This window comes from Tabrizicola sp., from assembly GCF_041911175.1.
Taxonomy (GTDB): Bacteria; Pseudomonadota; Alphaproteobacteria; order Rhodobacterales; family Rhodobacteraceae; genus Tabrizicola.
In genome coordinates, this window is the sequence record NZ_JAYRPN010000038.1 from 1 (window position 1) to 25936 (window position 25936).

The 25936-nt window shown below is 65.5% G+C and carries 27 protein-coding genes; 9 read left to right on the forward strand and 18 right to left on the reverse strand.

The genetic code is table 11. The features are described 5' to 3' along the window. From ACE3P6_RS04685 to ubiA, 7 genes are all read right to left on the reverse strand, one after another. Positions 1 to 228: RNA polymerase sigma factor (locus ACE3P6_RS04685; protein ID WP_374392132.1), on the reverse strand; the 228-nt coding region annotated here is incomplete at its 3' end. A gap of 160 nt (positions 229 to 388) precedes the next feature. After that, on the reverse strand, positions 389 to 871 hold the full coding sequence (locus ACE3P6_RS04690) for a peptidoglycan-binding protein (RefSeq protein ID WP_374392079.1): 483 nt from the start codon (positions 869 to 871) through the stop codon (positions 389 to 391). A gap of 169 nt (positions 872 to 1040) precedes the next feature. Next, positions 1041 to 1895 (reverse strand): glutathione-dependent disulfide-bond oxidoreductase, encoded by an 855-nt coding sequence (gene yghU / locus ACE3P6_RS04695; protein ID WP_374392082.1) that lies wholly within the window; start codon positions 1893 to 1895, stop codon positions 1041 to 1043. Between the two features lie 154 nt (positions 1896 to 2049). Further along, positions 2050 to 3528, reverse strand: coding sequence for an NAD-dependent succinate-semialdehyde dehydrogenase (locus ACE3P6_RS04700; protein WP_374392084.1), 1479 nt, complete (start codon positions 3526 to 3528; stop codon positions 2050 to 2052). 167 nt (positions 3529 to 3695) lie between these two features. Continuing rightward, the gene (locus tag ACE3P6_RS04705; RefSeq protein WP_374392087.1) at positions 3696 to 4025 is read right to left on the reverse strand and encodes a hypothetical protein; all 330 of its coding nucleotides are present in this window, start codon (positions 4023 to 4025) and stop codon (positions 3696 to 3698) included. A 3-nt stretch (positions 4026 to 4028) separates the two neighbouring features. Beyond that, positions 4029 to 6044 carry an OmpA family protein gene (locus ACE3P6_RS04710; protein WP_374392089.1) on the reverse strand — a complete coding sequence of 672 codons (2016 nt, stop codon included), beginning with the start codon at positions 6042 to 6044 and terminating at the stop codon, positions 4029 to 4031. A gap of 66 nt (positions 6045 to 6110) precedes the next feature. Then, complete coding sequence (gene ubiA / locus ACE3P6_RS04715; protein ID WP_374392091.1) at positions 6111 to 7100, reverse strand: 4-hydroxybenzoate octaprenyltransferase; 990 nt, start codon at positions 7098 to 7100, stop codon at positions 6111 to 6113. A 12-nt stretch (positions 7101 to 7112) separates the two neighbouring features. Between ubiA and ACE3P6_RS04720 the strand changes: the two genes are divergently transcribed. The 4 genes from ACE3P6_RS04720 to ACE3P6_RS04735 all read left to right on the forward strand — a co-directional run bounded on the left by ACE3P6_RS04720 (position 7113) and on the right by ACE3P6_RS04735 (position 10826). Then, on the forward strand, positions 7113 to 7832 hold the full coding sequence (locus ACE3P6_RS04720) for a 16S rRNA (uracil(1498)-N(3))-methyltransferase (RefSeq protein WP_374392135.1): 720 nt from the start codon (positions 7113 to 7115) through the stop codon (positions 7830 to 7832). Continuing rightward, entirely contained in the window at positions 7829 to 8677 is an 849-nt protein-coding gene (locus ACE3P6_RS04725; RefSeq protein WP_374392093.1) for a GNAT family N-acetyltransferase, read from the forward strand. Before ACE3P6_RS04720 ends, ACE3P6_RS04725 begins: the two co-directional genes overlap by 4 nt. Further along, a complete protein-coding gene (locus ACE3P6_RS04730; RefSeq protein WP_374392095.1) occupies positions 8674 to 9219 on the forward strand; it encodes a hypothetical protein in 546 nt (181 codons plus the stop codon). Before ACE3P6_RS04725 ends, ACE3P6_RS04730 begins: the two co-directional genes overlap by 4 nt. A 260-nt stretch (positions 9220 to 9479) precedes the next feature. Further along, positions 9480 to 10826 (forward strand): glutamate--cysteine ligase, encoded by a 1347-nt coding sequence (locus ACE3P6_RS04735; protein ID WP_374392097.1) that lies wholly within the window; start codon positions 9480 to 9482, stop codon positions 10824 to 10826. Between the two features lie 94 nt (positions 10827 to 10920). On the opposite strand, the gene ACE3P6_RS04740 is transcribed toward ACE3P6_RS04735, so the two are convergent. The 5 genes from ACE3P6_RS04740 to ACE3P6_RS04760 form a co-directional block, all read right to left on the reverse strand. Next, positions 10921 to 11868, reverse strand: coding sequence for a LysR family transcriptional regulator (locus ACE3P6_RS04740; protein ID WP_374376036.1), 948 nt, complete (start codon positions 11866 to 11868; stop codon positions 10921 to 10923). Between the two features lie 155 nt (positions 11869 to 12023). Continuing rightward, positions 12024 to 12575, reverse strand: coding sequence for a polyhydroxyalkanoate synthesis repressor PhaR (gene phaR, locus ACE3P6_RS04745; protein WP_374392099.1), 552 nt, complete (start codon positions 12573 to 12575; stop codon positions 12024 to 12026). 78 nt (positions 12576 to 12653) lie between these two features. Beyond that, entirely contained in the window at positions 12654 to 13295 is a 642-nt protein-coding gene (locus ACE3P6_RS04750; RefSeq protein WP_374392102.1) for a glutathione S-transferase family protein, read from the reverse strand. Positions 13296 to 13411: 116 nt separating this feature from the next. Beyond that, complete coding sequence (locus ACE3P6_RS04755; protein ID WP_333815283.1) at positions 13412 to 13861, reverse strand: Phasin; 450 nt, start codon at positions 13859 to 13861, stop codon at positions 13412 to 13414. 151 nt (positions 13862 to 14012) lie between these two features. Continuing rightward, positions 14013 to 15815 carry a PHA/PHB synthase family protein gene (locus tag ACE3P6_RS04760; RefSeq protein ID WP_374392105.1) on the reverse strand — a complete coding sequence of 601 codons (1803 nt, stop codon included), beginning with the start codon at positions 15813 to 15815 and terminating at the stop codon, positions 14013 to 14015. A 93-nt stretch (positions 15816 to 15908) separates the two neighbouring features. Here ACE3P6_RS04760 and phaZ point away from each other — a divergent pair, with 93 nt between their 5' ends. Then, positions 15909 to 17174, forward strand: a complete 1266-nt coding sequence (gene phaZ / locus ACE3P6_RS04765; RefSeq protein ID WP_374392107.1) for a polyhydroxyalkanoate depolymerase — start codon at positions 15909 to 15911, stop codon at positions 17172 to 17174. Between the two features lie 56 nt (positions 17175 to 17230). On the opposite strand, the gene ACE3P6_RS04770 is transcribed toward phaZ, so the two are convergent. Continuing rightward, positions 17231 to 18007, reverse strand: coding sequence for an alpha/beta fold hydrolase (locus ACE3P6_RS04770; RefSeq protein WP_374392110.1), 777 nt, complete (start codon positions 18005 to 18007; stop codon positions 17231 to 17233). A 128-nt stretch (positions 18008 to 18135) separates the two neighbouring features. Then, positions 18136 to 18933 carry an alpha/beta hydrolase gene (locus tag ACE3P6_RS04775; protein WP_374392113.1) on the reverse strand — a complete coding sequence of 266 codons (798 nt, stop codon included), beginning with the start codon at positions 18931 to 18933 and terminating at the stop codon, positions 18136 to 18138. 162 nt (positions 18934 to 19095) lie between these two features. On the opposite strand from ACE3P6_RS04775, the gene thrS reads away from it, so the two are divergent. Next, positions 19096 to 21039, forward strand: a complete 1944-nt coding sequence (thrS, locus tag ACE3P6_RS04780; protein ID WP_374392116.1) for a threonine--tRNA ligase — start codon at positions 19096 to 19098, stop codon at positions 21037 to 21039. A 202-nt stretch (positions 21040 to 21241) separates the two neighbouring features. Beyond that, positions 21242 to 21448: a cold-shock protein gene (locus tag ACE3P6_RS04785; protein ID WP_128514143.1), complete on the forward strand. Its 207-nt coding sequence runs from the start codon at positions 21242 to 21244 to the stop codon at positions 21446 to 21448. A 1-nt stretch (position 21449) separates the two neighbouring features. Here ACE3P6_RS04785 and ACE3P6_RS04790 read toward each other — a convergent pair whose 3' ends face one another. Beyond that, positions 21450 to 21776 carry an arsenate reductase family protein gene (locus tag ACE3P6_RS04790; RefSeq protein WP_374392119.1) on the reverse strand — a complete coding sequence of 109 codons (327 nt, stop codon included), beginning with the start codon at positions 21774 to 21776 and terminating at the stop codon, positions 21450 to 21452. Positions 21777 to 21938: 162 nt separating this feature from the next. Here ACE3P6_RS04790 and ACE3P6_RS04795 point away from each other — a divergent pair, with 162 nt between their 5' ends. After that, the gene (locus ACE3P6_RS04795) at positions 21939 to 22499 is read left to right on the forward strand and encodes a transposase (protein WP_374392122.1); all 561 of its coding nucleotides are present in this window, start codon (positions 21939 to 21941) and stop codon (positions 22497 to 22499) included. 38 nt (positions 22500 to 22537) lie between these two features. On the opposite strand, the gene ACE3P6_RS04800 is transcribed toward ACE3P6_RS04795, so the two are convergent. Together ACE3P6_RS04800 and thyX are read right to left on the reverse strand one after the other, a co-directional pair. Next, positions 22538 to 24136 (reverse strand): AAA family ATPase, encoded by a 1599-nt coding sequence (locus tag ACE3P6_RS04800; RefSeq protein ID WP_374392125.1) that lies wholly within the window; start codon positions 24134 to 24136, stop codon positions 22538 to 22540. Next, a complete protein-coding gene (gene thyX / locus ACE3P6_RS04805) occupies positions 24133 to 25038 on the reverse strand; it encodes an FAD-dependent thymidylate synthase (protein ID WP_374392127.1) in 906 nt (301 codons plus the stop codon). The genes ACE3P6_RS04800 and thyX overlap by 4 nt, the downstream gene beginning before the upstream one ends. Positions 25039 to 25126: 88 nt before the next feature. On the opposite strand from thyX, the gene ACE3P6_RS04810 reads away from it, so the two are divergent. Then, positions 25127 to 25555, forward strand: coding sequence for a VOC family protein (locus tag ACE3P6_RS04810; protein WP_374392138.1), 429 nt, complete (start codon positions 25127 to 25129; stop codon positions 25553 to 25555). Between the two features lie 39 nt (positions 25556 to 25594). On the opposite strand, the gene ACE3P6_RS04815 is transcribed toward ACE3P6_RS04810, so the two are convergent. Continuing rightward, on the reverse strand, positions 25595 to 25936 hold a 342-nt coding region (locus tag ACE3P6_RS04815; RefSeq protein ID WP_374392129.1), incomplete at its 5' end, for a RibD family protein.

A 25936-nucleotide genomic window follows, 5' to 3' on the forward strand; every position in this document is an offset into this window, starting at 1 on the left:
CACGCGGTACAGCCAGGTGGTGAACCCCGCCTCGCCGCGCCAGTTCCGCAACTTCGACGGCAGCGCCGCGCAGACGTCCTGGGTCAGGTCCTCGGCTTCCGCCTTCACGCCCGTCAGCCGCCAGGCGAGGCCATGAATGCGGTCGTAGTGCCGCCCGACCAGCACGGCAAAGGCCGCCCGGTCGCCCTGGGCCGCAGCCATTGCCAGCATCTCGTCGGGCGTGTCCATCAGCATCACGTTATCTGGGACGCGCGTGGAAGGGCAATCCTTGGATCGGGCCTTGGGCCGGGCGCGGAAATCCTTGCCCCGGACAAAAAGATCCCCGGCCCGGACGGGTGCCGGGCCGGGGACGACGGGTTTGTGAGTCTTGCCGACCAAGGGGAAGCGGTCAGTAGAGCAGCCCGTCGTAGACGCCATAGGCGGCGGCGTTCGACCTGATGCTCTGGCCTTCGTCGCGGGCATAGGCGGCCACGGCATTGTAGGTGCCGGGCCCGAACGACCCGTCGATCCCGCCGCGATAATAGCCATAGGCGCGCAGGTTGCGCTGGATCGCCTTGCGCTCGCTCAGCGAATAGCTCTGGAACGCCCGCGCCGCCGGGGTGGCGTAGATCGAGCTGGTGCGGACCGGCTCGCTGTAGACCGGGCGCGGCTCGACATAGGTCGGACCGGCGGTATAGCCGCGGTCGTAAAGCCGGGCCTTGCGGTTGTTCTTCAGCAGCTCGTCGACGATCACCGCCGTGGCGACCCCGGCGACGAAGCCCTGTTCCTTGTCGCCCCAGGCCAGCGCCGGGGTGGCGGGAACAGCGGCGATGGAAAGCGCGGTCAGGCCGGCGATCAGGGTGGTCTTCGCTTTCGTGACAGAGAGCAGCATGTCATGTCCTTTCGTGGTTTCCCGAAGCAGCTCGGGTTCGATGCCACTGGTTATGGGCATCCTGGCCACGCTAGGCAAAATCAGCGCCGCGCTAGGGGAAAGCGCGGCGCTGCTATGGGATAACACGTTGCAGATCAGCGGGTTGCGACAGGCGCTCCCCGGGGAACGCTTACACGGGTGCTTTCGGCAGCGCGTCGAAATCCGCCGCCGAATGGCGTTCGGGCAGCTGCTCCCAGGCCTCGCCCCAGGTGCGGTTGACCTTGCGGCCCCGGATCACCCCCGGCCGCGCCTCGATCCGCTTCGCCCAGGCGACCACGTTCCTGTAGCTGTCGGCATCCAGGAACTCGGCCGCGTTGTAGGCCCGGCCCAGCACCAGGCTGCCGTACCAGGCATAGATCGCCATGTCGGCCAGCGAATATTCCCCCGCCATCCAGTCATGCGTCGCCAGATGCCGGTCCAGCACGTCCAGCTGCCGCTTCGTCTCCATCGCATAGCGGTTGATCGCATATTCGATCTTCACCGGCGCATAGGCGTAGAAATGCCCGAAGCCGCCCCCGACGAAGGGGGCCGAGCCCATCTGCCAGAAGAGCCAGCTGAACATCTCGGTCCGCTGCGACGGGTCCTTCGGGATAAAGGCGCCCCCGAACTTCTCGGCCAGATACAGCATGATCGAGGCGCTCTCGAACACCCGCTGCGCCGGTTTCACCCCGTGATCCATCAGCGCCGGGATCTTGGAATTCGGGTTCACCTCGACAAAACCCGAGCCGAACTGGTCACCCTTGCCGATCTCGATCAGCCAGGCGTCGTATTCCGCGTCATGGCCCGCTTCCAGCAACTCCTCCAGCAGGATCGTCACCTTGATCCCGTTCGGCGTCGCCAGCGAGTAAAGCTGCAAGGGGTGCTTGCCCACCGGCAGCGCCTTTTCATGCGTCGGCCCGGCGACGGGGCGGTTGATGCTTGCGAAGGTGCCGCCCGAAGGCTGCTCCCATGTCCAGACTTTCGGCGGGGTATAGTCGTTCGGCATGGGCGAAACCTTGCATCCGTTGAACCTGAACCGAAAAGCTAGTGCATCACCCGTCGGGCTTCCAGAGGCCCCGGACTGCGGCAAAGGGCTGCGTAAATGCACAATAAGAAAAGGGCGGCCCGAAAGCCGCCCCCTGTGTTCCCTGCCGCCCGTCTCAGACCGACAGGCAGACGTACTTCAGCTCCATGTAGTCGTCGATCCCGTGCCGCGACCCCTCGCGCCCCAGACCCGACTGCTTGACCCCGCCGAAGGGCGCCATCTCGTTGGAGATGAGGCCGGTGTTCACGCCCACCATCCCGTATTCCAGCGCTTCCTGCACCCGGGTGATCCGCCCGATGTCGCGGGCGTAGAAGTAGGACGCGAGGCCGAAGATCGTCGCATTCGCCATCTCGATCACCTCTTCCTCGGTGTCGAACTTGAACAGCGGCGCCAGCGGCCCGAAGGTTTCCTCCTGGGCGACCTTCATGTCGGGCTTCACCCCGGTCACCACCGTCGGCTGGAAGAACGACCCGCCCAGCTCGTGCCGCTTGCCCCCGGTGACGACCTTGCCGCCCCCGGCCAGCACGTCGGCGATATGCTCCTCGACCTTGTCCATCGCGGCTTCGTTGATCAGCGGCCCCGTCGTGACGCCCGCCTTCAGCCCGTCGCCGATCGACAGCTTCTCGACCGCCGCCGTCAGCTTCTTCGCAAAGGCGTCATAGACCCCGGCCTGCACATAAATCCGGTTGGCGCAGACGCAGGTCTGGCCGTTGTTGCGGAATTTCGAGATCATCGCCCCTTCCACCGCCAGATCCAGATCGGCGTCGTCGAAGACGATGAAGGGCGCGTTGCCGCCCAGCTCCATGCTGCACTTCAGAACCTGGTCCGCCGCCTGCTTCAACAGGATGCGCCCGACTTCGGTCGACCCGGTGAAGGTCAGCTTGCGGATCAGCGGGTTCTCGCAGAACTCTTTCCCGATGTCCGACGACCGCTTCGAGGTGATCACCGAGAAGAGCCCCGCCGGAACCCCGGCCCGCTCGGCCAGAACCGCCAGCGCCAGCGCCGAAAGCGGAGTCTCCGCCGCCGGACGCGCGACGAAACCGCAGCCCGCCGCCAGGGCCGGCGCCACCTTCCGCGCGATCATCGCGTTGGGGAAATTCCACGGCGTGATCGAGGCGGCCACGCCGATCGGCTGCTTCAGCACATGGATGCGCTTGTCGCGCTGGTGGCCGGGGATGATGTCGCCATAGGTGCGCTTGGCTTCCTCGCCATAGAACTCGATGTAGGACGAGCCATAGGCGATCTCGCCCTTGGCCTCGGCCAGCGGCTTGCCCATCTCGGCGGTCAGGATCGTCGCCAGGTCGTCCTGGTTCGCCATGCACAGGTCGAACCACTTGCGCAGCACCTGCGCCCGCTCCTTACCGGTGCGCTTGGCCCATTCGCGATGCGCGGCATGGGCAGCCTTGATCGCGCGGGCGGCTTCCGCCCGGCCAAGGTTCGGCAGTTCGCAGATCACGTCGCCGCGCGCCGGGTTGGTCACGGTGAAGGTCGAGCCGTCATCGGCGGCGATCCATTCCCCGGCGACATAGGACTTGAACACCAGAAGCGAGGGGTCTTTCAGAAGCGACGCGAGGTCGGTCACGGAATCGAGCATGGTGGGCCTCCATTGATTGTAGAATGGCCTGCCACGCGGGGGACGAGATGTCCAGTTTTCCGGAAGTGATCAGGCCAGCGTTTGATCAAATACTCCTGCGACTGGACTTGGGCGCGACCGGAAATCGACGGATTTCCGAACCGATTTCCGAAGGGAAATCGCTGCCCTCACCCGTTGGCGTGCATCCGCTCGATATAGGCGCGCATCTCCTCGGCCTCGTGCCTTGCGTCGCGCAGCCCCTCCATCGCCGCCTTCAGCTCCGCCTCGGTCTGGCTGATGTGATTGGTCAGTTCCGCCTCGCGCTGTTCCAGATAGGCCAAGGCCTGGTCACGCAGCTCTTCCGCCTCGTGCAAGGATTGCGCCAGCTTGTCCATCTCGGCCATATCGCCGCCCTTGACCCTTGTGAAGCGGTGCAGGACCCAGTGGGTGAACCAGCCCATCGCAAAGGCGACCAGCAGGATGATGGCGGTGGCGACGACGAATTCGGTGCGGTTCATGGGCTATTCCTCGGCCTTCAGGCCTTCGGGGCGGGGCTTCGGAGCCAGGGTTTTCTCGGTCGGCGCGACCGACGGGCTGGTGTCGCCGGAAAAATCCGGGGCCGCGACATCTTTGGGAGCGGGGGCCCCGGTGCCGTCCGCCGCCGGGGTTGTCGCCTCGGCACCCGCATCGGCAGCGGCCTGCGCGCCTTTCAGCACGAATTCGATCCGCCGGTTCGCCTCGCGGCCGTCCTCGGTCTTGTTGTCGGCGATGGGCCGCGCCTCGCCATAGCCCACGGCGGTCATGCCCGAGACATCGACCCGGCGACCCTGCAGCGCCAGCAGCACCGCCTCGGCCCGGGCCTGGGACAAGGCCTGATTGCCGCCCTCGGAGCCCTGACTGTCGGTATGGCCGCCGATCTCCATCTGCATCGGCGGGCAGTTGGTCAGGATCGTCGCCAGCTCGTCCAGCACCGGCCGCGCCGTGGTGGCGATCTCGGCCGAGGACGGCGTGAAGGTGATCTTGGTCCGCGCGATCACCGCGTTCACGTTTGCCACGCACTCCTCGGGCGTAGGCAGGCTGGCGATCGGGTCCAGCGCCTCGTCGTAGCGCACGTTCACCTTGAAGGTCTGGCCCTGTCCCAGTCCTTCGGACAGGATCTGGGTGATCTTGCCCCGTGCCTCCTTCGACCCGGTGACGCCCGTCACCTCGACCAGGTCGGCCCGGACCAGAAGCTTGCCGTGGTCGACTTCCGCCAGGGCCTTCAGTCCCGCCAGCACCCTGACCGGCCAGCCGTCGGGCAGCGCCGCGTCCACCCGCGTCGCGGTGCGCACGTCCGCCCCGGCGAAGGCCGAACGCGCGAAAGCGTCGACCGCCTGCCGCTGCATCTCGTCGGTCAGCCGCCCGCGCAGCTCCAGCTTCTTGTCCTCGCCCAGAGTCGCGGTGAACTCCGCCGGCCCTTGCGTCGCGGTTTCCTTCTTCTCCAGCGTCGAGGTCAGCGAGAAGACATCCGGCAGCCCGGTCTCCAGGTCGCCAACCACCTTGTCGAAGGTCTCCTGCGGCACGTCGCTTCCGGCCAGCAGCGTCACATCGGCGTCGGAGAAGGTGATCGACCCCGATCCCAGCTCCTTCACCGCCGCAATCGCGAGGCCCACTGCCTCCGCCCAGCGGGGCGTCGGCGTGCCAAGCCCCACCTGGCAGACCGGCGACCCCTCGACGCCTGCCGCCGCCGCCGCCCGCAGGATCTGGCCCCGCGCGCGTTCGGTATCGGCCGAGCAGCTGTCGAACCGCGCGCCGTCGGCATCGACCACGAAGCGCATGGTGAACGGCGTGATCACCGGCCGCGGGGCCGAGATGTCCAGCACCAGCCGCACCCCCTCGGGCGCAATGCCGCGCAACTCGCCTTCCAGCTTGCGCTTCTCCGCCTCGCTGTCGGAAATCGCCGTCACCTCGACCAGGTCCGCCGCGACCGAGATTTTCGACCGCTCCAGCCGCCGCAGCGCTTCCAGCCCGAAGGCAAGGGCTGCATTCCAGGTCTCCGGCGCCGGATAGTCGGCGGTCTCGATCATGTCAGGCAGGTCGGTCCCCGGCGCCAGGTCCGCCGCTTCCTGGGTCAGCTGCGCCTCGCCCAGGCCATCCGGCCCCGGCTTCTCGGGCATCAGCCCGATCAGCTGGATGCCGTCCTCGGTCCGCAGCATCTGCACGCTGAACTTCGGCGCCTCGATCCCGGTGGTCGGCGCCACGTCCAGCCTGTCGCGGATGCGCGAGGTGTCGACCAGCGCGCCCACCATGTTCACCGCGCGGAAGCGGTCCGCCTCGCGCGGGGCGGTGCCGGTCAGGCGCACCTGCAATCCGTCGGTCGTGACGGTGATCCAGCCGATCCCCGCATCGGCCAGCCGGGCGGTGACCACCTTTTCGGTCCGCGATTCGATGACCAGCGCCGCCCCGTAGGCGACCGAAAACATCACCGCCGCCGCCAGCACATAGGCCAGCAGCGCCAGGGTGGTCGAGTTGAGCTTGCGAAGGTGGGGCAGCAGCAATTGGGTTCCGAAAGACTCAGGCACGGCAGCGCGCCCCCTGCTTCCTAGGGGTTCACGCGCCCGGGTTCAACCAAGCCATGCGGCGACGGCAAGAAACGGCACGGGGATCAGCCCGGCATCCCGGTTCGACCAGAAGGTCGTCCGGCACGAGGCCGGATCGTCGAGGTCCAGTTGCCGCATCTGCCATCCCATGTGCAGCCCCATCGCCCAGACCCCGGCCAGCGCCACGACAAAGGCCAGCGGACGCCCGGCCCCGGCATGGGCCAGCACCACGGCCAGCGCGAATAGGACAAGCGTCAGCGCGAAGAACCCCCAAAGCCACGCGCGGGTTTGCGCGCCGAAGAGCCGCGCCGTCGACTTCACCCCGATCAGCGCGTCATCCTCGATGTCCTGATGGGCATAGATCGTGTCGTAGTAGAGCGTCCAGGCGATCCCGCCGAGATACAGTGCCACCGCCGCCGGGGGCACCTCTCCCGCGTGGGCCGCCCAGGCCAGAAGCGCACCCCAGTTGAACGCGAGCCCGAGGAAGACCTGCGGCCACCAGGTGAAGCGCTTGGCGAAGGGATAGATCGCGACCAGCGCCAGCGACGCCACCCCCAACCCCACCGCCAGCCAGTTGTAGCTGAACAGGATGCAGGCGGCGATCAAGGCCTGCACCGCCATCCAGACCAGCGCCCCCCTCACCGTCACCTGACCCGAGGGCAGGGGCCGCGACCGCGTCCGTGCCACTTGCGCATCGATGTCCCGGTCGGTGATGTCGTTCCAGGTGCAGCCCGCCCCGCGCATCAGGAACGCCCCCACGCCGCAGGACAGCGCCAGCCACAGGTCCCAGGCCCGGAACCCGCCCGCGCCCCCCGCCAGCGCAATCGCCCAGAGGCAGGGGATCAGCAACAGCCAGGTCCCGATCGGCCGGTCCGCCCGGCTCAGCCGCAGATAGGGCCGTGCCGGTGCGGGGGCATAGAGGTCCACCCAGTTCGCCTTCGGCGCGTCGGCCACCTGTCCCGCCACGACCTTCGCGTCGGGGGCGGCCTCTGGCAATTCGGGCGCTTGGCTCATAGGTTCGTGCTCATGGATGCGAAGATCAGGCTCTATGTAGATCAGCCCCTTGCCCCGGGGCAAGCCGTGCGCCTGTCGCCGGACCAGGCGCATTACCTGACCGGCGTCATGCGGCTTTCGGCGGGCGCGGCGATTCTCCTCTTCAACGGCCGCGACGGCGAATGGCGCGCCACTCTGGCCGAGGCCAGCAAACGCGGGGCCATCGCCATCTGCGACGCCCGGACGAAACCCCTCCACCTTCCCCCCGACCTCTGGCTCCTCTTCGCCCCGATCAAGAAGGCCCGCACCGACTTCATCGTCGAGAAGGCGGTGGAGCTTGGCGCCGCCCGCATCCTTCCGGTCCAGACCCGCCACACCAACTCCGAACGTATCCGGCAGGACCGCCTGCAAGCCCACGCCACCGAAGCCGCCGAACAATGCGGCGCGACCTATGTCCCCGAAGTCGCCGACCTCCAGCACCTCGACAAGTTCCTGTCCAGATGGCCCGACGACCGCCGCCTCTACTGGTGCGACGAAACCGCGATTGGCCAGCCCGCGACCCTCTCCCCGGCCCTAGGCCCCGCCGCCATCCTGATCGGCCCCGAGGGCGGCTTCTCTGCCGACGAGGCCGCGAAACTGCGCGCCCGGCCCAACGTCACCCCCCTCTCGCTCGGCCCCCGCATCCTGCGTGCCGACACCGCCGCCGTCGCCGCCCTGACGCTCTGGCAGGCTTCCTGCGGGGACTGGCGATGATCCGCGACGCGACGCCCGCAGACCTTCCGGCGATTCACGCCTTCCTGACCGCGCAACGCGACCAGGCGATGTTTCCCCTTGCCAACCTTGGCGCGCACGGCCTGACGAAGGGCGATTTCGCCAGCCCCCACGACCATGCCCTGCGCATCTGGCTCCTGGACCGCAGCGTCATCGCCCTGACCCGCGCGGGCAACCTGCTGCCCTATCTCGACGGCACCCCCGACCTTGCGCCCCTTGCCGCCGCCCTGACCGGCCAGACCATCGCCGGGGCCATCGGTCCCGCCGCCTCGGCGCGCCCCGTCATCGACGCCCTCGGCCTTGCCGACCTGCCCGCCGCCACCAACCGCGACGAGCCCGGCTTCGTCCTCGATCTCGCCGACCTGATCCTTCCCGACCTTTCCGAAACCACCCTCTGCCCGCTTCTTCCCGAAGACCTGGCGCTCGTCACCGGCTGGCGCGAGACCTACATCGGCGAAGTGCTCGGCAGCTTCGGCCCCGAGGCACGCGCCAAGGCCGAAGTCGACATTGCCAGCTACATGGCGCAGGACAGCCACCGCCTGCTTCTGCACGAAGGTCGCCCGGTCGCGCTGACCGGCTTCAACGCGACCCTGCCCGGAATGGTGCAGATCGGCGGCGTCTACACCCCGGCGCCGCTGCGGGGTCGGGGCTACGCCCGCCGCGCCGTGGCCCTGCATCTGGCCGAGGCTCGTGCCAAAGGCGCGACCCGCGCCGTCCTCTTCGCCGCCTCCGACGTCGCCGCCCGTGCCTATCAGGCCATCGGCTTCCGGCGTGCGCAGGATTTCACCCTCTTCCTGCTCGCCACCCCGACCCGGATCGCCGCATGATCCGCCCCGAACTCCGTGCCGCCCTCCACCGCAATGCCGAGCTTCTCGCGGCGCTCGCCCTTGCCGCTTTCGGTGGCTGGACCGCCACGCGCGGCGGCTATCTCCTCACTCCCCTCGGCCTTGCGCTCCTTGCAACTGGCGCGGGCTGGGCGCTCACCACCTGGCGGCGCCTGCGCTTCCAGCAGGACGGCGAGGCCCCCGGCATCGTCCGCGTCACCGAGGCGCAGATCGCCTATTACGGCCCGCGTGTCGGCGGCTTCGTCGGCCTGCCCGACCTTGTCGAAATCCGCCTCCTGACGCTCCGCGGCCGCCGGATCTGGAAGCTGAAACAGGCCGACGGCCAGCTTCTGCACATCCCGGTCGAATCCGACGGGGCCGAGGCACTGTTCGACGCCTTCGCCACGCTCCCCGGCATCGACATGGCCGCCCTCGTCGCCGCCCTTGGCTCCGACGCCCCGCCCTCCGACGCCCGCGTCATCGCGCTTGCAGAAGTCGACCGCCTGATCTGGGCGCGAAAAGGCGCAGGCGTGGTCCCGGTCTAAAAATTTTCGCGAAAATTTTTAGACCGGAGGGCTCGCCAAAGAGCCAGCAAACGCGACAATTCATCTGTTCAAATCCTAACAGAACTATAATGTCCGCGCGCAACCCATTGAAATCATTGCGTCGGATTTTCTGTCCACCGTGGACAGCCCGCCCACCCCCATTGCGCCCCCTTGACTTGCCCCCCGCCCCCTGACACCGCTTGGCGTCCGGTTTTGAAGACCGGGCCCCAGCCGAACCAGCGCAGTCCCGGAGCCTCTTCATGTCCATCCCACAGTCCGGCGGCGGACCCATCGAAAGCTTCGACCAGCTCGCCGCCTATATGGAGTCCGGCTGCAAGCCCGCCGCCGACTGGCGGATCGGGGCCGAGCACGAGAAATTCGGCTGGCTGACCGACACCCGCCAGCCGCTCCCCTATGCGGGCGACCGCTCCATCTCCGCGATCTTCGCCGCGCTGGAAGCCCGCTACGGCTGGCATCCCCTCCGCGAGGGCGAGAACGTGATCGGCCTGACCCGGAACGGGGCCAACATCAGCCTGGAACCCGGCGGCCAGTTCGAGCTGTCCGGCGCGCCCCTGATCTCGACCGTCGAAGTCGGGGCCGAGCTGCAGACCCACCTCGACGAGGTCCGCTCCATCGCCGACCCGATGGGGGTGAAATTCATGGGCATCGGCGCCGCCCCCGAATGGACCCATGACCAGATGCCGGTCATGCCCAAGGGCCGCTACCGGCTGATGACCGACTACATGGGCCGCGTCGGCACCCACGGCACGCAGATGATGTACCGCACCTGCACCGTGCAGGTGAACCTCGACTACGGCTCCGAGGCCGACTTCGTGCAGAAGATGCGCGTCGCCCTGGCCCTGCAGCCGGTCGCCACCGCGCTCTTCGCCTCCTCGCCCTTCTTCGAGGGCAAGTTGAACGGCCACAAAAGCTGGCGCAGCCGCATCTGGCGCAGCCTCGACGCCAGCCGCACCGGGATGCTGCCCTTCGTTTTCGAACAGGGGATGGGCTTCCAGGCCTACGTCGACTGGGTGCTCGATGTGCCGATGTATTTCGTCTACCGCGACGGCAAGTACATCAACGCCCTCGGCCAATCCTTCCGCGACTTCCTGGCCGGAAGACTGCCCGCGCTGCCCGGCGAGAAGCCGACGCTTTCGGACTGGGCCGACCACATGACCACCGTCTTCCCCGAGGCCCGGGCGAAGAAGTTCATCGAGATGCGCGGTGCCGATTGCGGCGACCAGGCCCATATCGCGGCGCTGCCCGCGTTCTGGGTGGGCCTCATGTACGACCAGACCGCTCTCGACGCCGCCTGGGACCTGGTGAAGGGCCTCGATGCCGAGACCCGCGAGGGGTTGCGCGTCCAGGCCTCGGTCGCGGCGCTGCAAGGCGAAGCCGGGGGCGTGAAGCTTCTTGACCTCGCCCGCGCAGCGGTGGGTCTTTCCCACGCGGGCCTCGTGGCACGCGGCCTGGGCGAGGAGGTGCAGCTCCTGCCGCTGGTCGAAAGCCTCAGGACCGGCCGGGTGCAGGCGGACAAATGGCTGTCGCTGTATCACGGCGACTGGAACCGCAGCCTGACCCCGATCTATCAGGCCGCGTCGCTCTGACAGAGCCGGAAGAGCAACTTCACACGCTCCCCGACCAGCTGGCCGGAGCAGGGTCTTGGGAAAACGAAAGGTAGAGGCGCGTTTCCGGCGTGGGTCAGAGCACGCGGAGAGCCGGGGCGAGCCAGGGGGCGGCCGTGAGGGCGGGGGCGATGACGACCTCGGCGATCAGGGGTTTCAGGCGCTGGGCGATCTGGGTCGGGATGCCGTGCAGGATGCCGGCGCGGGCGGAGAGCGAGAGGGTGCGGGAGAGCGCGGGGAAGGGCAGGGGGCGGACCTCGACCTGCGCGCGGAAGGCGCGGGCCTGGTGCAGCGCGAGCGGGGTGAGGATGGTCCAGCCCTCGCCGCCCGCGACCATCGCCAGGATCGCCGCGTAGCTGTCAAGCTCGAAGCGATGGGCGGGCTTGAGGCCGTGGCGGGCCAGATGGGCGGCGATCTGGCGGCCCATCAGGTGCCGGGCGGTGTAGAGGATGAGCGGCAGGTCCTCGATCTGCTGCCCTGGGGGCGCGACGGCGACGAAGGGTTCGGCGAGGATCGGGTGGATCTCGCGCCAGTCCTCGGGGGCGGCGTCGGAGGTGCCGTCGGCGGCGATGACGATGTCGAGCGCGCGCGCCTCCAACTGGTCCATCAGCCGGTGGCTGGCGCCGGTTTCCAGGAGGAACCGGCAGCCCTTGAGGTCCTTCGCCAAGGTGGACAGGAGGCGCGGGGTCACGTCGCTGTCGAAATCCTCGATCACGCCGAGGCGCAGGGTGGTGAGGCCGGAGAGGTCGGCCATCGCCAGCTCGGCGCGGGCCTCGGAGGCGGCGTTGAGGATGGTCTGGGCATGGCGACGGAACATCGCGCCTGCGGGCGTGACCTGTACCGGGCGACTGGCGCGGTCGAGGAGCGAGGCGCCGAGGGCGGTTTCCAGCGCGGAAAGCTGCTGGCTGACGGCTGAAGGGCTGACGCCCAACCGGCGCGCGGCGGCAGAGATCGAGCCTTCCTCGGCGGCGGCGACGAAGACCTCGATCCCCCAGAGCGTAACGCGGCCTTCGGGCTCCGCCATCGGCTCAGGACCTGGAGCGGGTGATTGCGCCCGGTGCATCGGGTGCAGCGCGGGTCAGCACGCGGAGGCCCCGGGTCAGGCCCGGGGCGGGCTCCCGGGTCAGGCCCGGGACGGGGTTTGCGGGGGAGACGCGGCGCACCAGGACCCTCGGCGCGTCAGAGCTTGGAGAGTTTCTTCTGCAACTCGGCCAGTTGCTTCTTGATGTCGGCGATGTCGTCGGAGGAGGTGGCTTCCTCTTCCTTCGCCGGGCCGGAACCGCCCCAGCCAGGCATCCCGCCCATCATCGACTTGAGGAAGGCTTCCTGCTGCTTGCGCAGGGCCTCGAACCCCGGCACGGCAGCCATCGGGTTCGGGAAGGAGGACAGGTTCTCCATCATCTTGGCCTGGCTGTCGCGCAGCATCTCGAAACTGGAGGCGAGGAATTGCGGCATCACCGCCTGCATTCCGGTGGCATAGCTGCGGACAAGGTCGGTCAGGACGCCGACGGGAAGCACGCTTTCGCCCTTGGATTCGTGCTCGGCAACGATCTGCAGGAGGTATTGCCGGGTCAGGTCATCGCCGGTCTTGAGGTCGACGATCTGCACCTCGCGGCCCTGGCGGATGAAGCCGGCGATGTCTTCCAGCGTGACATAGTCCGAGGTTTCGGTGTTGTAGAGCCTGCGGCTGGCGTAACGCTTGATCAGGAGCGGCTTGTCGGTATCGGCCATGGTCCCCTCCCCAGGGATTTTCGCGCTTGCAGAGAAGTCTAGGGGAGCCTTTTGCAAAAAGAAAGGGTTGGCTGCGGATCAGGTCGCCCGTGCGGCATCGGCGGCGGCGAAGTGGTCCATCTGATCCTGCCGGGCCTTCAGGAAAGCCGGGCGGGCGAGGATGCGGTCGGTATAGGCGGCGAGCGCCGGATAGGGGGCGAGTGCCGCGCGGAGCGTCTTCACGCGCAGGATGTCGGCCATCAGGAGGTCGGCCACGGTGAAGCGCCCGGCGGCAAGCCAGTCGCGGGCCGACAGGACAGCCTCAAGCCGGGACAGGCGTGAGGCGAGCCAGCCGTGCAGCGGGTTTTCCGGTGGGTGCGAAAGGCCGATGAACCACCAGGGGACGGTAACCATCTCGACCGAATTCAGCCCGGCGACCAGCCATTCCAGGGTTTCGGCGCGGCCTTTCGGGTCGGCAGGCATCAGGGTTTCGGATTTTTCGGCGAGGTGGAGCAGACAGGCGCCGCTTTCGAACAGCCGGATTTCGCCGTCCTGCAGGGCCGGGACCTGGGCGAAGGGCTGGCGGGCGAGGTGGTCGAGGCTGGTGCGATCCTCGAACCGGAGGGCCTGGATCCGGTAGGGCAGGCCCGCTTCCTCGCAGGCCCAGCGGAGGCGGATGTCACGGACATGGCCACGCGGGCCCTGGGGCACCCAGTCATAGGTCCAGATGGTGAGGGTCATTGCGGCCTCCTCTTTGCGTCAGGATGGGAGGGGGGCCGGAAAAGAACAAGGCCCGGAGGGATGCTCCGGGCCTCTAACGTCCTTGGGGACGAAACTCGTTACGAATGACTTGCGAATTACTTCGCAGCCGCAGCGGCTTTCTTGGCGACCGAGGTCACGTCCGCGGTGGCTTTCTTGACGGCGGCGGTGGCATCTTCCGAGATGTCCTTGCCCGCGGCCAGCATCAGCTCGACGGTTTCCATCTGCACTTTCTTGGCGACTTCGGCGAAGGCGGCCAGGTTCTCGGCAGCCATCTCGGCAGCGGCCGAGGCGAAGTCGGTCACCGACTTGGTGTAGTCGGCCGGTTCGGCCTTGGCCTTGGCGATCTCGCCGACCTTGGCCAGCGCGTCCTTGGTCCACTTGGCCGAGATTTCGGTCGACTTCTCGGCGGCTTCGATGGCGACTTTCGAGAACTTCTCGGCGAAGGCGGCCTGGGTCTTGAACGCGTTCTGGAACGCCGAAGCGTCAACCGGGAACGAGGCCATCATGTCCTGCATGACTTTGGTGTAGTCCGGGGTCTTGGTCATGTCACTCTCCAATGTGGGCCTGGGAGGGAAGGATCGGCCCGTTTCCTGATGGGAGGTATATACGCGCTGCAGTGCAGCATTTCAAGTCTTTTTCTGCAATGCAGCAATACCCGGAGTTGCGCCGGGTAACCCTGCGGAAAGGCGGGAAAGTTCAGGCGGCGGGGATGGCCGAGACGTAGGTGCCGGGGGCGGGAGCCAGCGAATCGGCGGGTTTCCGCGCGGGGATCATCGGGCCGGAGTGCTGCGCCAGCCAGGCGCCCCAGCGCGGCCACCAGCTGCCCTTGTGGAATGTGGCAGACTTGAGCCAGGCCTCGGGCTCACCGGCGACGGGGGCGTCGTTGGTGTAGTGGCCGTACTTGTCCTTGGTGGGCGGGTTGATGATCCCGGCGATGTGGCCGGACTGCGAGAGGAGGAAGGTCTTGTCCTTCGATCCCATCTGCTTGATGCCGTTGAAGGAGCCGCGCCAATGCGCGATGTGGTCGGTCTCGCAAGCCACGGCGCAGACGGGGAGTTTCACGTCGGCAAGGCTGACGGGGTGGCCGAAGACCTGGAACTCACCCCTGGCGAAGCCGTCGTTCTGGCAGAGGCCGCGCAGGTATTCGACGGCCATCTTCGCGGGCAGGTTGGTGCCGTCGCCGTTCCAGTAGAGGAGGTCGAAGGCGGGGGGCGCCTCGCCCAGCATGTAGGACTTGATGGCGGGCGTATAGATCAGGTCGTTCGAGCGCAGGAAGGAGAAGGTGCGCGACATGAAGAAGCGCGAGAGGATGCCGTCGCGTTCGGTCTGGCGCTCGATGCCATCGACGAAATCGTTGTTCAGGAAGACGCCGACCTCGCCGGGGTCGGAGAAATCGGTGAGGGTGGTGAAGAAGGTGGCGGTCTTGACGGTCTCGTCGCCCGCTTTCTGCAGGTGCGCGAGAGTGAGGCCGAGGGTGGTTCCGGCGATGCAGTAGCCGACGGCGTTGATCTGCTTCTCGCCGGTGATGCGGCGGGTCTCGGCCATCGCGCGCAGGAAGCCGTCGCGGATGTAGTCGTCCATCGCGGTGCCGGCGTAGCTGGCGTCGGGGTTGACCCAGGAGACGACGAAGAGGGTGAAGCCCTGGTCGACGATCCACTTGATCAGCGAATTCGCGGGCTTGAGGTCCATGACGTAGAACTTGTTGATCCAGGGCGGGAAGATCAGGAGCGGGGTCTGGTGGACCTTTTCGGTCGTGGGCGTGTACTGGATCAGTTCCAGCATCCGGTTGCGGTAGACCACTTCGCCCGGCGTGGTGGCGATGTTCTGGCCGACGTGGAAGGCCTCGCGGTCGGCCAGCGTCACCAGAAGATCACCCTGGTTGGCCTCGATGTCGCGGACGAGGTTCTCCAGCCCCTGCACCAGGCTTTCGCCGTCGGTTTCGACCGCCTTTTCCAGCGCCTCGGGGTTGGTGCCGAGGAAGTTCGTCGGGCTGAACATGTCGACGATCTGCTTGGTGAAATACTCCACCCGGCGGCGGTCTTCCGGGGCCAGCGTCTCCATGTCGCCGACGGCGGTCGAGATCGCCTCGGCGTTCATCTGGTATTGCTGCTTGAGGTAATTGAAGAAGGGATGCGTTTCCCACAGGGGGTTCTGGAAGCGCCGGTCCTTCGGGTTCGGGTCGGGGGGCGCCTTGAATTCGCCCTTCGCAAGGGTCTGCTGCGCCTCGACATAATGCTTCAGGGTCTTGCCCCAGTAGTTGACCTGATGCTCGACCACGCGGGCGGGGTTCGAGACCATCTCGGCGAAATAGGCGGCGGCGGCCTTCATGTAGACGTCCGGCGCGGGGCCGTGCAGCGAGGGGTCGACCTGGCGGCGCTGCGTCAGGGCGGCGGTCAGGCGCTTTGACAATTCCTCGACCCTGGCGAGGTTTGCGTTCAGACGCTCGGTCCGGTCGTCGCCCGGGACTTTGGTATCGGGGGTGCGGTCTTCTGTTGTCATGCTAATCATTCCCCCTTATCGTCGCCGCTATGCAGCATTGTGCCCGCCTTGCGCCGCGATGCGACATCGGCCCGCCGGGGGCAAGGAGACGTGATGAAGTATATGTTCACCTACGACCTGATGGAAAGCGCCCGCAACACGAATGAGTGGCTGGGCGCCTCGGCCAGGGCCTTTGCGAGTTATCCTGCCTTTGCCATGTCGATGAACCCGATGCTGCCGCTGATGGCCGCCTGGGGCGAGGTGACGGAGCGGACCTTCAGCCGGATGGTCGCCAAGCCCGACTGGGGCATCCGGTCGATCGTGGGCCCCGACGGACAGGACCACCTGGTCGACGTGAAGAACGTCGTCGAGAAACCCTTCGGCAACCTGGTGCAGTTCTTCGTGCGCCGCCGGTCGCCGATGGCGCGGAAGGTGCTGCTGGTGGCGCCGATGTCGGGGCACTATGCGACGCTCCTGCGCTCTACCGTGGCCAGTCTCCTGCCCGATGCCGATGTTTTCGTGACGGATTGGCACAATGCCCGCGACATTCCGGTCAGCGCGGGCAAGTTCGATGTCGAGGACTATACGCTTTACCTCGCCGAGTTCATGAAGGCGCTGGGGCCGGACACCCATGTGATCGCCATCTGCCAGCCCGCGCCGCTGACCTTGGCGGCGACGGCCTATCTGGCGGCGGAAGACCCCGAAGCGCAGCCGAAATCGCTGGTGCTGATCGGCGGGCCCGTTGACCCGGATGCGGCAGCGACGGAAGTCACCGACTTCGGGCGCCGGATCACGATGGGGCAGCTGGAGCACATCGCCATCCAGCGCGTCGGCTACAAATACAAGGGCGCGGGGCGGCTGGTCTATCCGGGGCTGCTGCAGCTGCAAAGCTTCATGGCGATGAATGCCGAACGTCACGGCAAGGCGTTCTCGGAGCAGATCCTGCGCGCCGCGCGCGGCGAAGCGTCGGATCACGACGCGCATAACCGCTTCTATGACGAATACCTGGCGGTGATGGACATGACGGCAGAGTTCTACCTGTCGACCGTCGAACGCATCTTCAAGAACCGCGAGATCGCGCGGAACGAATTCGTGGTGGCCGGTCGCAAGGTCGACATGGGGGCGATCACCAAGGTTGCGGTGATGACGGTCGAGGGCGCGAACGACGACATTTCCGCGCCGGGTCAATGCGTTGCGGCGCTGAAGCTGCTGACGGGGCTTTCCGAGGACAAGAAGGGCCAGCATCTTGAGCCCGGCGCAGGCCATTACGGCATCTTCGCGGGCAAGAGCTGGCGGTTGAACATCCGCCCGCTGGTGCTGAGCTTCATCGACAAGGCGGCGGGCAAGCCGAAGGCGAAAATCGCACTGGCCTCGGCGTAGGATGGTCAGCCTGCGCCCGCAGTGCATGAAAATCTTCTAGAAGATTTTTGGATACCTCAATGGGTTAGGGCGGACCTGGCGGTCTGGCGCAGCATCAGCGTCGGCAGGCGGCCCGCGAGGAAGGTTTTCAGCACCTTTGTCACCGCCTCGGGCTGTTCCAGCTGCGGCAGGTGGCCGGCCTCGGCGATGATCTCGAGGCAGCCCTGCGGCATCATCGCGGCCAGGAACTCGGCGCGGCGGCGGGGGACCAGCGTGTCGCTTTCGCCCGCGATGATCATCGTCGGCACATGCACCTTGCGCAGCGTCTTCTGCTGGTCGGGTCGGCGCTGCAGCACGCGCAGATGACGGCGGAACTGGGTGGGGCCGAGGTTATCCGCCATGTCCATCACCAGCGCCATCACCTCGTCCCGCCAGGGCGCATCGTGGAGCGCCGTCAACGGCAGCATCTGCGCCATGCAGGCCTGCAAATGGCCGGTCTTGGCGGCGACAAGCAGCGCCTCCTGCTCGGCCGCGAGTTGTGGGGATTCCGGCAACGGATCGGTCGCAATCAGCGCGACGCGGGTCACAGCCTCGGGGCGTTTCCGCAGGATTTCGATGGCGATGTTGCCGCCCAGCCCGTGCGCAACAAGCGCGAAACGCGGCGGCAGATGCGGCGCGACCTCGGCGGCGATCTTTTCCACCGTGTCGCCCAGACCGGGGGTCAGCAGGATGACCGGACGGTCCGCGCCAAGCTGCGCCAGTTGCGGCATGAAGCTGCGCGCATCGGCCATGAAGCCGGGGATCAGGACCAGCGGTTCATTGGCGGCGGGTTCGGAAAGGACGAGTACGTTCACGACACAGGCCTTCTGCGCAGGGTTTCTGCAAGCGGCGGTCTTTCTTTTCCATGAAAGGTAGCCGACAACCCCGTGAACTCAAACCCGGAATTCTGATTGATCCTGGCCGGATCGGCGAAAAGGTCACATCAGCGGATGTTCGAAACCTGCAAGCCGGGGTGATCCTCGACCGGAAGCGCCTCCCGCGCGCGGGTCACGTCCTCGATGGCCTCGGTGATCATCGCGAGGCAGGGCGGGGTAGAGAAGCGGTGGTCGGCATCCTTGACGAGGGTCAGCCGCAGGTCGGGGCTGGCGATCTGGTGGAAGAGCGAGATGGCGACGGTCGGGGGCACGTCGGTATCGGCGCTGCCCTGCAATAGGCGCACCGGCATGTGGAGCGGTAGAGGGCCGTGCATCACCAGGTTCTGCCGCCCGTCCTCGATCAGGCGCAGGGTGATCGGGTAAGGGTCGTCGGAATAGTCCGAGGGGCGCAGGAAGACGCCCTCCTCCAAAAGCGTGGTGCGTTCGGCGAGGGTGAACTCGGCCTCCCACATCCGTTCGGTGAAGTCGGGGGCAGCGGCGATGCCGATGAAGCCTGCGATGCGCGCGCCCATCTCGCGGGCGAGAAGCAGCGCGATCCAGCCGCCCATCGACGAGCCGACGAGGATTTGTGGGCCTTCGGTCAGGACGTCGATGACGGCGGCGGCATCCTCGCGCCAATCGGTGATCGCACCGTCGACGAAGGCGCCGTGCGACTGGCCGTGGCCGGAATAGTCGAAGCGCAGGAAGGCGCGTCCGGTGGCCTCGGCCCAGGATTGCAGGGCCAGCGCCTTGGAGCCGGACATGTCGGAGCGGAAGCCGCCAAGGAAGACCACGCCCGGACCTTTGCCGGGGGTCTGGTGATAGGCGATGTGGCGGCCTTGCGGCGTGGTGAGGAAGGTTGTCATGCGATGAAGATAGCAACGCGGGGGGCATTTCGTCAGGGTTGTCGCAACCCGCGGGCGAAGAACCGCGCATGGCTTGACTTCGGCCCTGCTGCGGGGCAGAAACCGCCCGACATAACCCGCAACCGGGCGTTTCGTAGGCGCCAAACTGACGAGGATCAGGCCATGAGCCAGATTTCCCTGACATTTCCCGACGGCAACAAACGTGTCTATGACGCGGGGGTGACGCCTGCCGAAGTGGCGGCCTCCATCGCGCCGTCGCTGGCCAAGGCGGCGATCTCGGCGCAAGTGAACGGCAAGCACTGGGACCTGGCCTGGCCGATCCCCTCGGATGCGACGATTTCCCTCAACACGCTGAAGGACGAAGCCCCGGCACTGGAGCTGATCCGGCATGACCTGGCGCATATCATGGCGCGGGCGGTGCAGGAGTTGTGGCCCGACGTGCGCGTCACCATCGGCCCGGTGCGGGATTTCGGCTGGTTCTACGACTTTGACCGGGAAGAGCCCTTCACGCCGGAAGACCTGGGCGCGATCGAAGCCAGGATGAAGCAGATCATCAACGCCCGCGACCCGGTGAAAACGGAAGTCTGGGACCGGGCGCGGGCGGTGGAATACTACCGGGGCCGCAAGGAACCGTTCAAGCTGGAGCTGATCGACCGCATCCCCGAGGGCGAAGACCTGCGGATGTACTGGCATGGCGACTGGCAGGACCTGTGCCGGGGGCCGCATCTGCAACACACGGGGCAGGTGCCGGCCGATGCGTTCAAGCTGACGCATGTGGCGGGGGCCTACTGGCTGGGCGATGCCTCGCGCCCGATGCTGCAACGCATCTACGGCGTGGCGTTCCGCAACCGCGACGAGTTGAAGGCGCATCTGACGATGCTGGAGGAGGCCGCCAAGCGCGACCACCGCAAGCTTGGCCGCGAGATGGAGCTGTTCCACCTGCAGGAAGAAGCCCCGGGCATGGTCTTCTGGCACCCGAACGGCTGGACGATCTATCGCCAGCTGGAAGATTACATGCGCGGCCGTCTGCGGCAGGCAGGGTATAAAGAGATCAAGACGCCGCAGGTGGTGGACCGGGTGTTGTGGGAGAAGTCCGGCCACTGGGAAGCCTACCGCGAGAACATGTTCATCGTCGAGGTGGACGAAGAGGGTGCCAAGGAAAAGCGGATCAATGCGCTGAAGCCGATGAACTGCCCCTGCCATGTGCAGGTGTTCAATCAGGGTCTGAAGTCCTACCGCGACCTGCCGCTCAGGCTGGCGGAGTTCGGGTCCTGCCATCGGTATGAATCGTCGGGCTCGATGCACGGGCTGATGCGGGTGCGTGGCTTCACGCAGGACGACGCGCATATCTTCTGCACGGAAGACCAGATCGAAAGCGAATGCGCCGGGTTCATCCGGCTGTTGTCCAGCGTCTACAAGGATCTGGGTTTCGATAGTTTCGACATCAAGCTGTCCACCCGGCCCGAAGTGCGGATCGGCACGGATGAGCAGTGGGACAAGGTGGAAGGTGCCTTGGAAGGCGCGATCCGCAGCTTGGGTCTGGCCTATGAGATCAACCCCGGCGACGGGGCTTTCTACGGGCCGAAGCTGGATTTCAAGCTGACCGATGCCATCGGGCGGCAGTGGCAGTGCGGCACCTTCCAGGTCGATGCGCAGCTGCCGCATCGCTTGGGCGCGGAATATGTCGGTGAGGACGGGGCAAAGCACATGCCCTACATGCTGCACCGCGCGGTTCTGGGGTCGTTCGAGCGCTTCATCGGCATCCTGCTGGAGAACTACGCCGGGAAGCTGCCGTTCTGGCTGGCGCCGCGGCAGGTGGTGGTGGCGTCCATCGTCTCGGACGCCGACCCGTTTGTGCATGAGGTCGTGGCAAGCTTGCGCAAGGCGGGCGTCCGGGCCGAAGCGGATGTCAGGAACGAGAAGATCAACTACAAGGTCCGCGAGCATTCGGTGGGCAAGGTTCCGGTGATCCTGGCCATCGGCATGCAGGAGGTCGAGGGCCGGACGGTCTCTGTCCGTCGTCTGGGCGAGACGCGGACCGAGACGATCAGCCTGGACCAGGCGGTCGCGGGTTTCGGATTCGAGGCGCTTCCTCCCGCCAACTGACCCGGGTTTCGCCTGCAAATCATGCGCCCCGGTTGCCGACCGGGGCGGCTTTTCGCCTTGCGGCTTGATTTTCGGCGAATCCTTGGCATCATCGCCGCAGTGACGCAGCTTTCCTGACCGGCTCTCTGAACGAAGCCCTGGAAGACCTGGTGGCACGGCTCGCGGCAATGACGCCTCGGGGGGTTCTGAGAGGAGAAGCGGAATGCCGACGGGCACCGTGAAGTGGTTCAATTCGACCAAGGGCTATGGATTCATCGCGCCGGATGACGGCGGCAAGGACGTGTTCGTCCACATCTCGGCGGTGGAGCGTGCCGGGCTGAAAGGCCTGAGCGACAACCAGAAGATCGGCTACGAACTGCAGTCGGGCCGCGATGGCAAGCAGTCGGCCGGCGACCTGCGCCTGCTTTGAGCTAGTCGGTCAGCGCGGCTTCGGTCGCGCTGTCCCACCCCAGGTACCAGCGATCCCCGTCCTGGATGACCGGCCGTTTCATCACGGTCGGCTGCGCCATGATCTGCGCCTCGGGGTCGGAGGCTTTCAGGAAATCGTTGAAACCGCGGTAGGTGGTGGACTGCTGGTTCACCGCCTTCGACCCGAATTCCTGCACGATGCGGTCGACTTCGGGCTGGGTGAGGGGGGTGGCCCGGATGTCGCGGAAGGTGACGTCTTTCCCGGCCCGCTCCAGCGCCTTCAGGGCTTTCTTGCAGGTGTCGCAGGTGGGGATGCCGTAGAGGATCATGGGGGCTCCTTGTCCACGGTGGACATTTCCGGATTTCCGTTTGCTGTCAGGTTCTTGCCTGTGGGCGTTTACCGGGTGGTAACATATCCGCCGCGGGCCTGCAAAGGGATCGAATGGCACATGGTAATGCCGCATTAACCGTGACCTTGGCAGACTGGCGCCATGTCAGGTTACGTCCGCCCCAGGGTTCCCGGTGCCTGCGTTTTCTTCACGGTCAATCTGGTGGACCGGGGGGCGGATACGCTGGTGCGGCATGTGGAGGTGTTGCGGCAGGCGGTGGCGATGACCCGGGCGAAACGGCCGTTCGGGATTGATGCCTGGGTGGTGTTGCCGGACCACATGCATTGCGTCTGGACCTTGCCGGAGGGGGATGCCGATTATTCCGGGCGGTGGAGGGAGATCAAGGGACAGTTCTCAATGGCGCTTCGTAGGTCGGGGCGTGCCCCGACTCCCACGGGTGAAAATCCATACGGCGCGCGGGGTGGACGTGTGAGGCGGGTTGACGAGGTGGATCAGGAAAGAGTCGGGGCACGCCCCGACCTACGGGACGAAGCGCCGATCTGGCAGAAGCGGTTCTGGGAGCATCACATCCGGGATGACCGGGACTACGCGGCGCATGTCCGGTATTGCTGGATCAACCCGGTGAAGCACGGGTTGGTCGGGCATCCGCGGGAGTGGCCGTTTTCGTCATGGCACCGGGATGCGGGTGGGGCGGTGTGGTAGGGCGAGGCGTGGGTCGACCTACGGGTGCTATTGCAAAATCAGATAAGGGCGCCTGGAACTTTTCCGAGCTTGGACCTAATCAGATCTGCCAATTGACCATGGTATGTGGTCAAACTAACGACTAAACTCTCATACTTTCTGCGATCAGTAAGACCGCAAGCCTTTGCTATCAGGTTTCGAAGATCAGTCTCTCGAAACGGAAACCGAGAAAGGAAGAATTCTGTATCTTGTGCTGCAACAGCGTTATCAAATCTTTCCGCTTCCTGTTCAAACATTGTTCCAAGGTCTACCGAGCGACTCCAAACGCCCTTTCCGGCAATCTCGTTCCACGTGGGCATTCCCGTCAATGCCTCGCGTCTCGCTGCGTACTCACACGCGCGCGCAACCATCCTCTCTCTATTACCGGCCATTGCGGCAAGGATATGCCCTTGATAGGCCAACTGTGCTGTAGCAATGTCAATCCCGTGATGCTGTGCATGGTTCAACAATACCCAATCAAATACCTCTCTGCAGTAGTACAAGTACTCCACAGAATAAAATTCAAGGGGATAGACCTGTCTCTCCTGCAAACTATTCGCCAGCCCCTCATCCATTCCGTCACCATCGACAACTCCAATTGCAACGCATCGGTGATGGTCAGCGGACTGATTGACGCCAATAACCGTATTCTTCACTTCTGTTGAGGTCTCCTTGGAGATTACAGAAACATTGGGAAAAAGTGCTCGGTATATTTGGAGGTCAAGGCTGCTTGAGATTCCTTCCACGACGAGGAGTTTGCGTCTCATCCCAAGAATGGACGTGGCTATGTCTTCCCGAACAGGATTCTCAGGGGTGATTTCATCAAAATCCCATCGGCTGGGGTTTGGAAGATAGGCTTCAATCTGAATTACTCGACTTGCACTGTTGTCAACAGGTAGGGCAATCTCATGAGTTGCAACAACGAATGCACAATCGGGTCTTATCTCTAGAACTTTTGAAATGAGCGGGGCTGCTATGCTCCTGTGTAAATGCCGCTCAGGTTCATCCAGTAACATTACTGCGTCTGGTGGGAGTGTAATTGCATAGGACGCGAGCAATAGTGCATTCCGCTCGCCATCGCTTAGTTCGGAAATTCCAAATGGATCGGATCCGGCTTTTGATGCTAGCAATTCCCCGCTCTTTGCAGTAATCTCAATAGGCAGGTTGGAGCTGCGTAGGATCGATGAAATTAACTGAAAAGGCGATTGCTTCTTAGATATCTTTTCGGCGAGAGGGTGGTCTCCGGCCCTGAAGGCATTGTAAAGATCTTCGTGCAGTCGACTTGTAAGATCAATTAAGTCATAGAACATTACCTGATTTCTGTATGTGGAGGTTGTGTCCCTTGTTCGTCCTGTACCTTGTGCCTCTTGACTAAGAAGGTTGCTTTCTTGGTTGGCTCTGTTTGCTGCGGTTAGCTGAAGTGAATTGGAATCAAGCCAGACTTGTCGGTGTGCCATTATTGCGCGCGCACGGTTTCCAAGTTGCGCCTTGAAGTGTTGCAATAGGGTGGATTTGCCCATGCCATTTTGGCCAATCACATAAATCAGCTCGCCAGAACGAATATCAAGATTGGTAGATGTCCCATCAATACGAGGAATAGAGACACTAAATATGCTCACCCCCAAACCCCCTCAAACTCCCGCCACTCGCCCTTGCTCATCCCCGAGGCCTCCTGCGTCACCGTCTCCCCGGTCAGCCGCCGTTTCAGCACCGCAATCGCCTTTGCCGACAGGGTTACTCCCCCCATCCGGTAGTCCTCGAACGCCGCGAAGGCCAACGGCACCCAGTCCTTCACGGTGGCCGCGATGGCCTCGGCGTAGACGCGGATTTCGTATTGGGCGTGGGGGTCGGCCCGCAGCCTCAGGAAGTGGAAGAGGTTGTGCAGGTCCACCTTCCAGTACCATTGCGTGTAGATGTTGGCGGGGAGGTTCATGCGGGCCAGTTCGCGGGCGAGGCCTTGCTGGCCGTCCTGGGACAGCATCGCCTCGTAATGGTCATAGGCGCGGTTGGCGTCGGACTTGAGCAATTCGAGGACGCGGGCGGCTTCTTCGCCTTGCAGGACCTCGCCCCGGCCCTGGTTGTTGACGGTGGACTGGGCGGCCAGTTGCTCCGGGGCGGGGATGTAGAACTCCCGATCCAGGATCGAGTAGCGGGCGGAGTATTCGTTGACGTTGGCGGTGCGGTGGCGGATCCACTGGCGGGCGACGAAGACCGGCAGCTTGACGTGCAGCTTGACCTCGCACATCTCGAACGGGGTGGAGTGCCAGTGCCGCATCAGGTAGCGGATCAGGCCCTCGTCGTTCTGGACGTGTTTCGTGCCTGCACCGTAGGATACCCGGGCGGCCTGGACGATGGCGCTGTCGTCGCCCATGTAGTCGATGACGCGGATGAAGCCGTGGTCGAGAACGGGATGGGCGCGGTAGAGATGCGCCTCCATCCCCTCGGAGACGGCGCGGAGAGTGGGGCGGGGGGTGGCCCGGGCGGCCTCGATCTCGGCGGCTTGTTCGGGGGTGAGGGGCATGGCGGGCCTCTTGCGGTTACGAGTCGGGGCTGACTATAGCTTGCGGTTGCGGGGCGTGATACCGCTAGATGAATGAATGGAGGATGATATGGGCATCAGGTATCTGCACACGATGGTCCGGGTGAAGGATCTGGAGAAGTCGATGGCGTTCTACCGGCTGCTGGGCCTGAAGGAGGTGCGGCGCTATGACAACGAGGGGGGGCGGTTCACGCTGGTGTTCATGGCGCCTCCTGGGCAGGAGGAGTGCCCGGTGGAGCTGACCTACAACTGGGACGGGGACACTGGCCTGCCCTCGGACAGCCGGCATTTCGGGCATCTGGCCTATGAGGTGGACGACATCTATGCGACCTGCGCGAACCTGCAGAAGAACGGGGTGCTGATCAACCGGCCACCGCGGGACGGGCGGATGGCCTTCGTGCGCTCGCCGGACAACGTGTCGGTGGAGCTTTTGCAGCGGGGGGCGGCGAAGGCCCCGGCGGAGCCTTGGGCGAGCATGGCGTCGACGGGGAGCTGGTGAAGGCGCCTCCGGCGGGGATATTTGGGCCAGTATGAAAGCTCAGAGGGACCAGAGGCTGTAGGTGTCGGGGCCGAGGGTGTGGGTTTCCTGAAGCCTGGGGCGGGGGGCGTCGCCCAAGGCCGTGAGGGCGAGGGGGCCGAGGGCGGGGTGGCCCTCGGCGCCGAGGAGGAGGCCGCCGGAGAAGAGCGCGAGGTCGTCGACGAGGCGGGCCTTGATGAGCGCGGCGGCGAGGGTGCTGCCGCCCTCGCTGAGGATGCGGGTGAGGCCTTTTGCGGCGAGGGTCTGGAGGGCGGCGGTCAGGTCGAGCTGGCCTGAGGTTTCGGGCAGTTCGATCAGCGTGGCGCCGATGGTGGCCCAGGCTTTGCGGGCATCCTTCGGCGC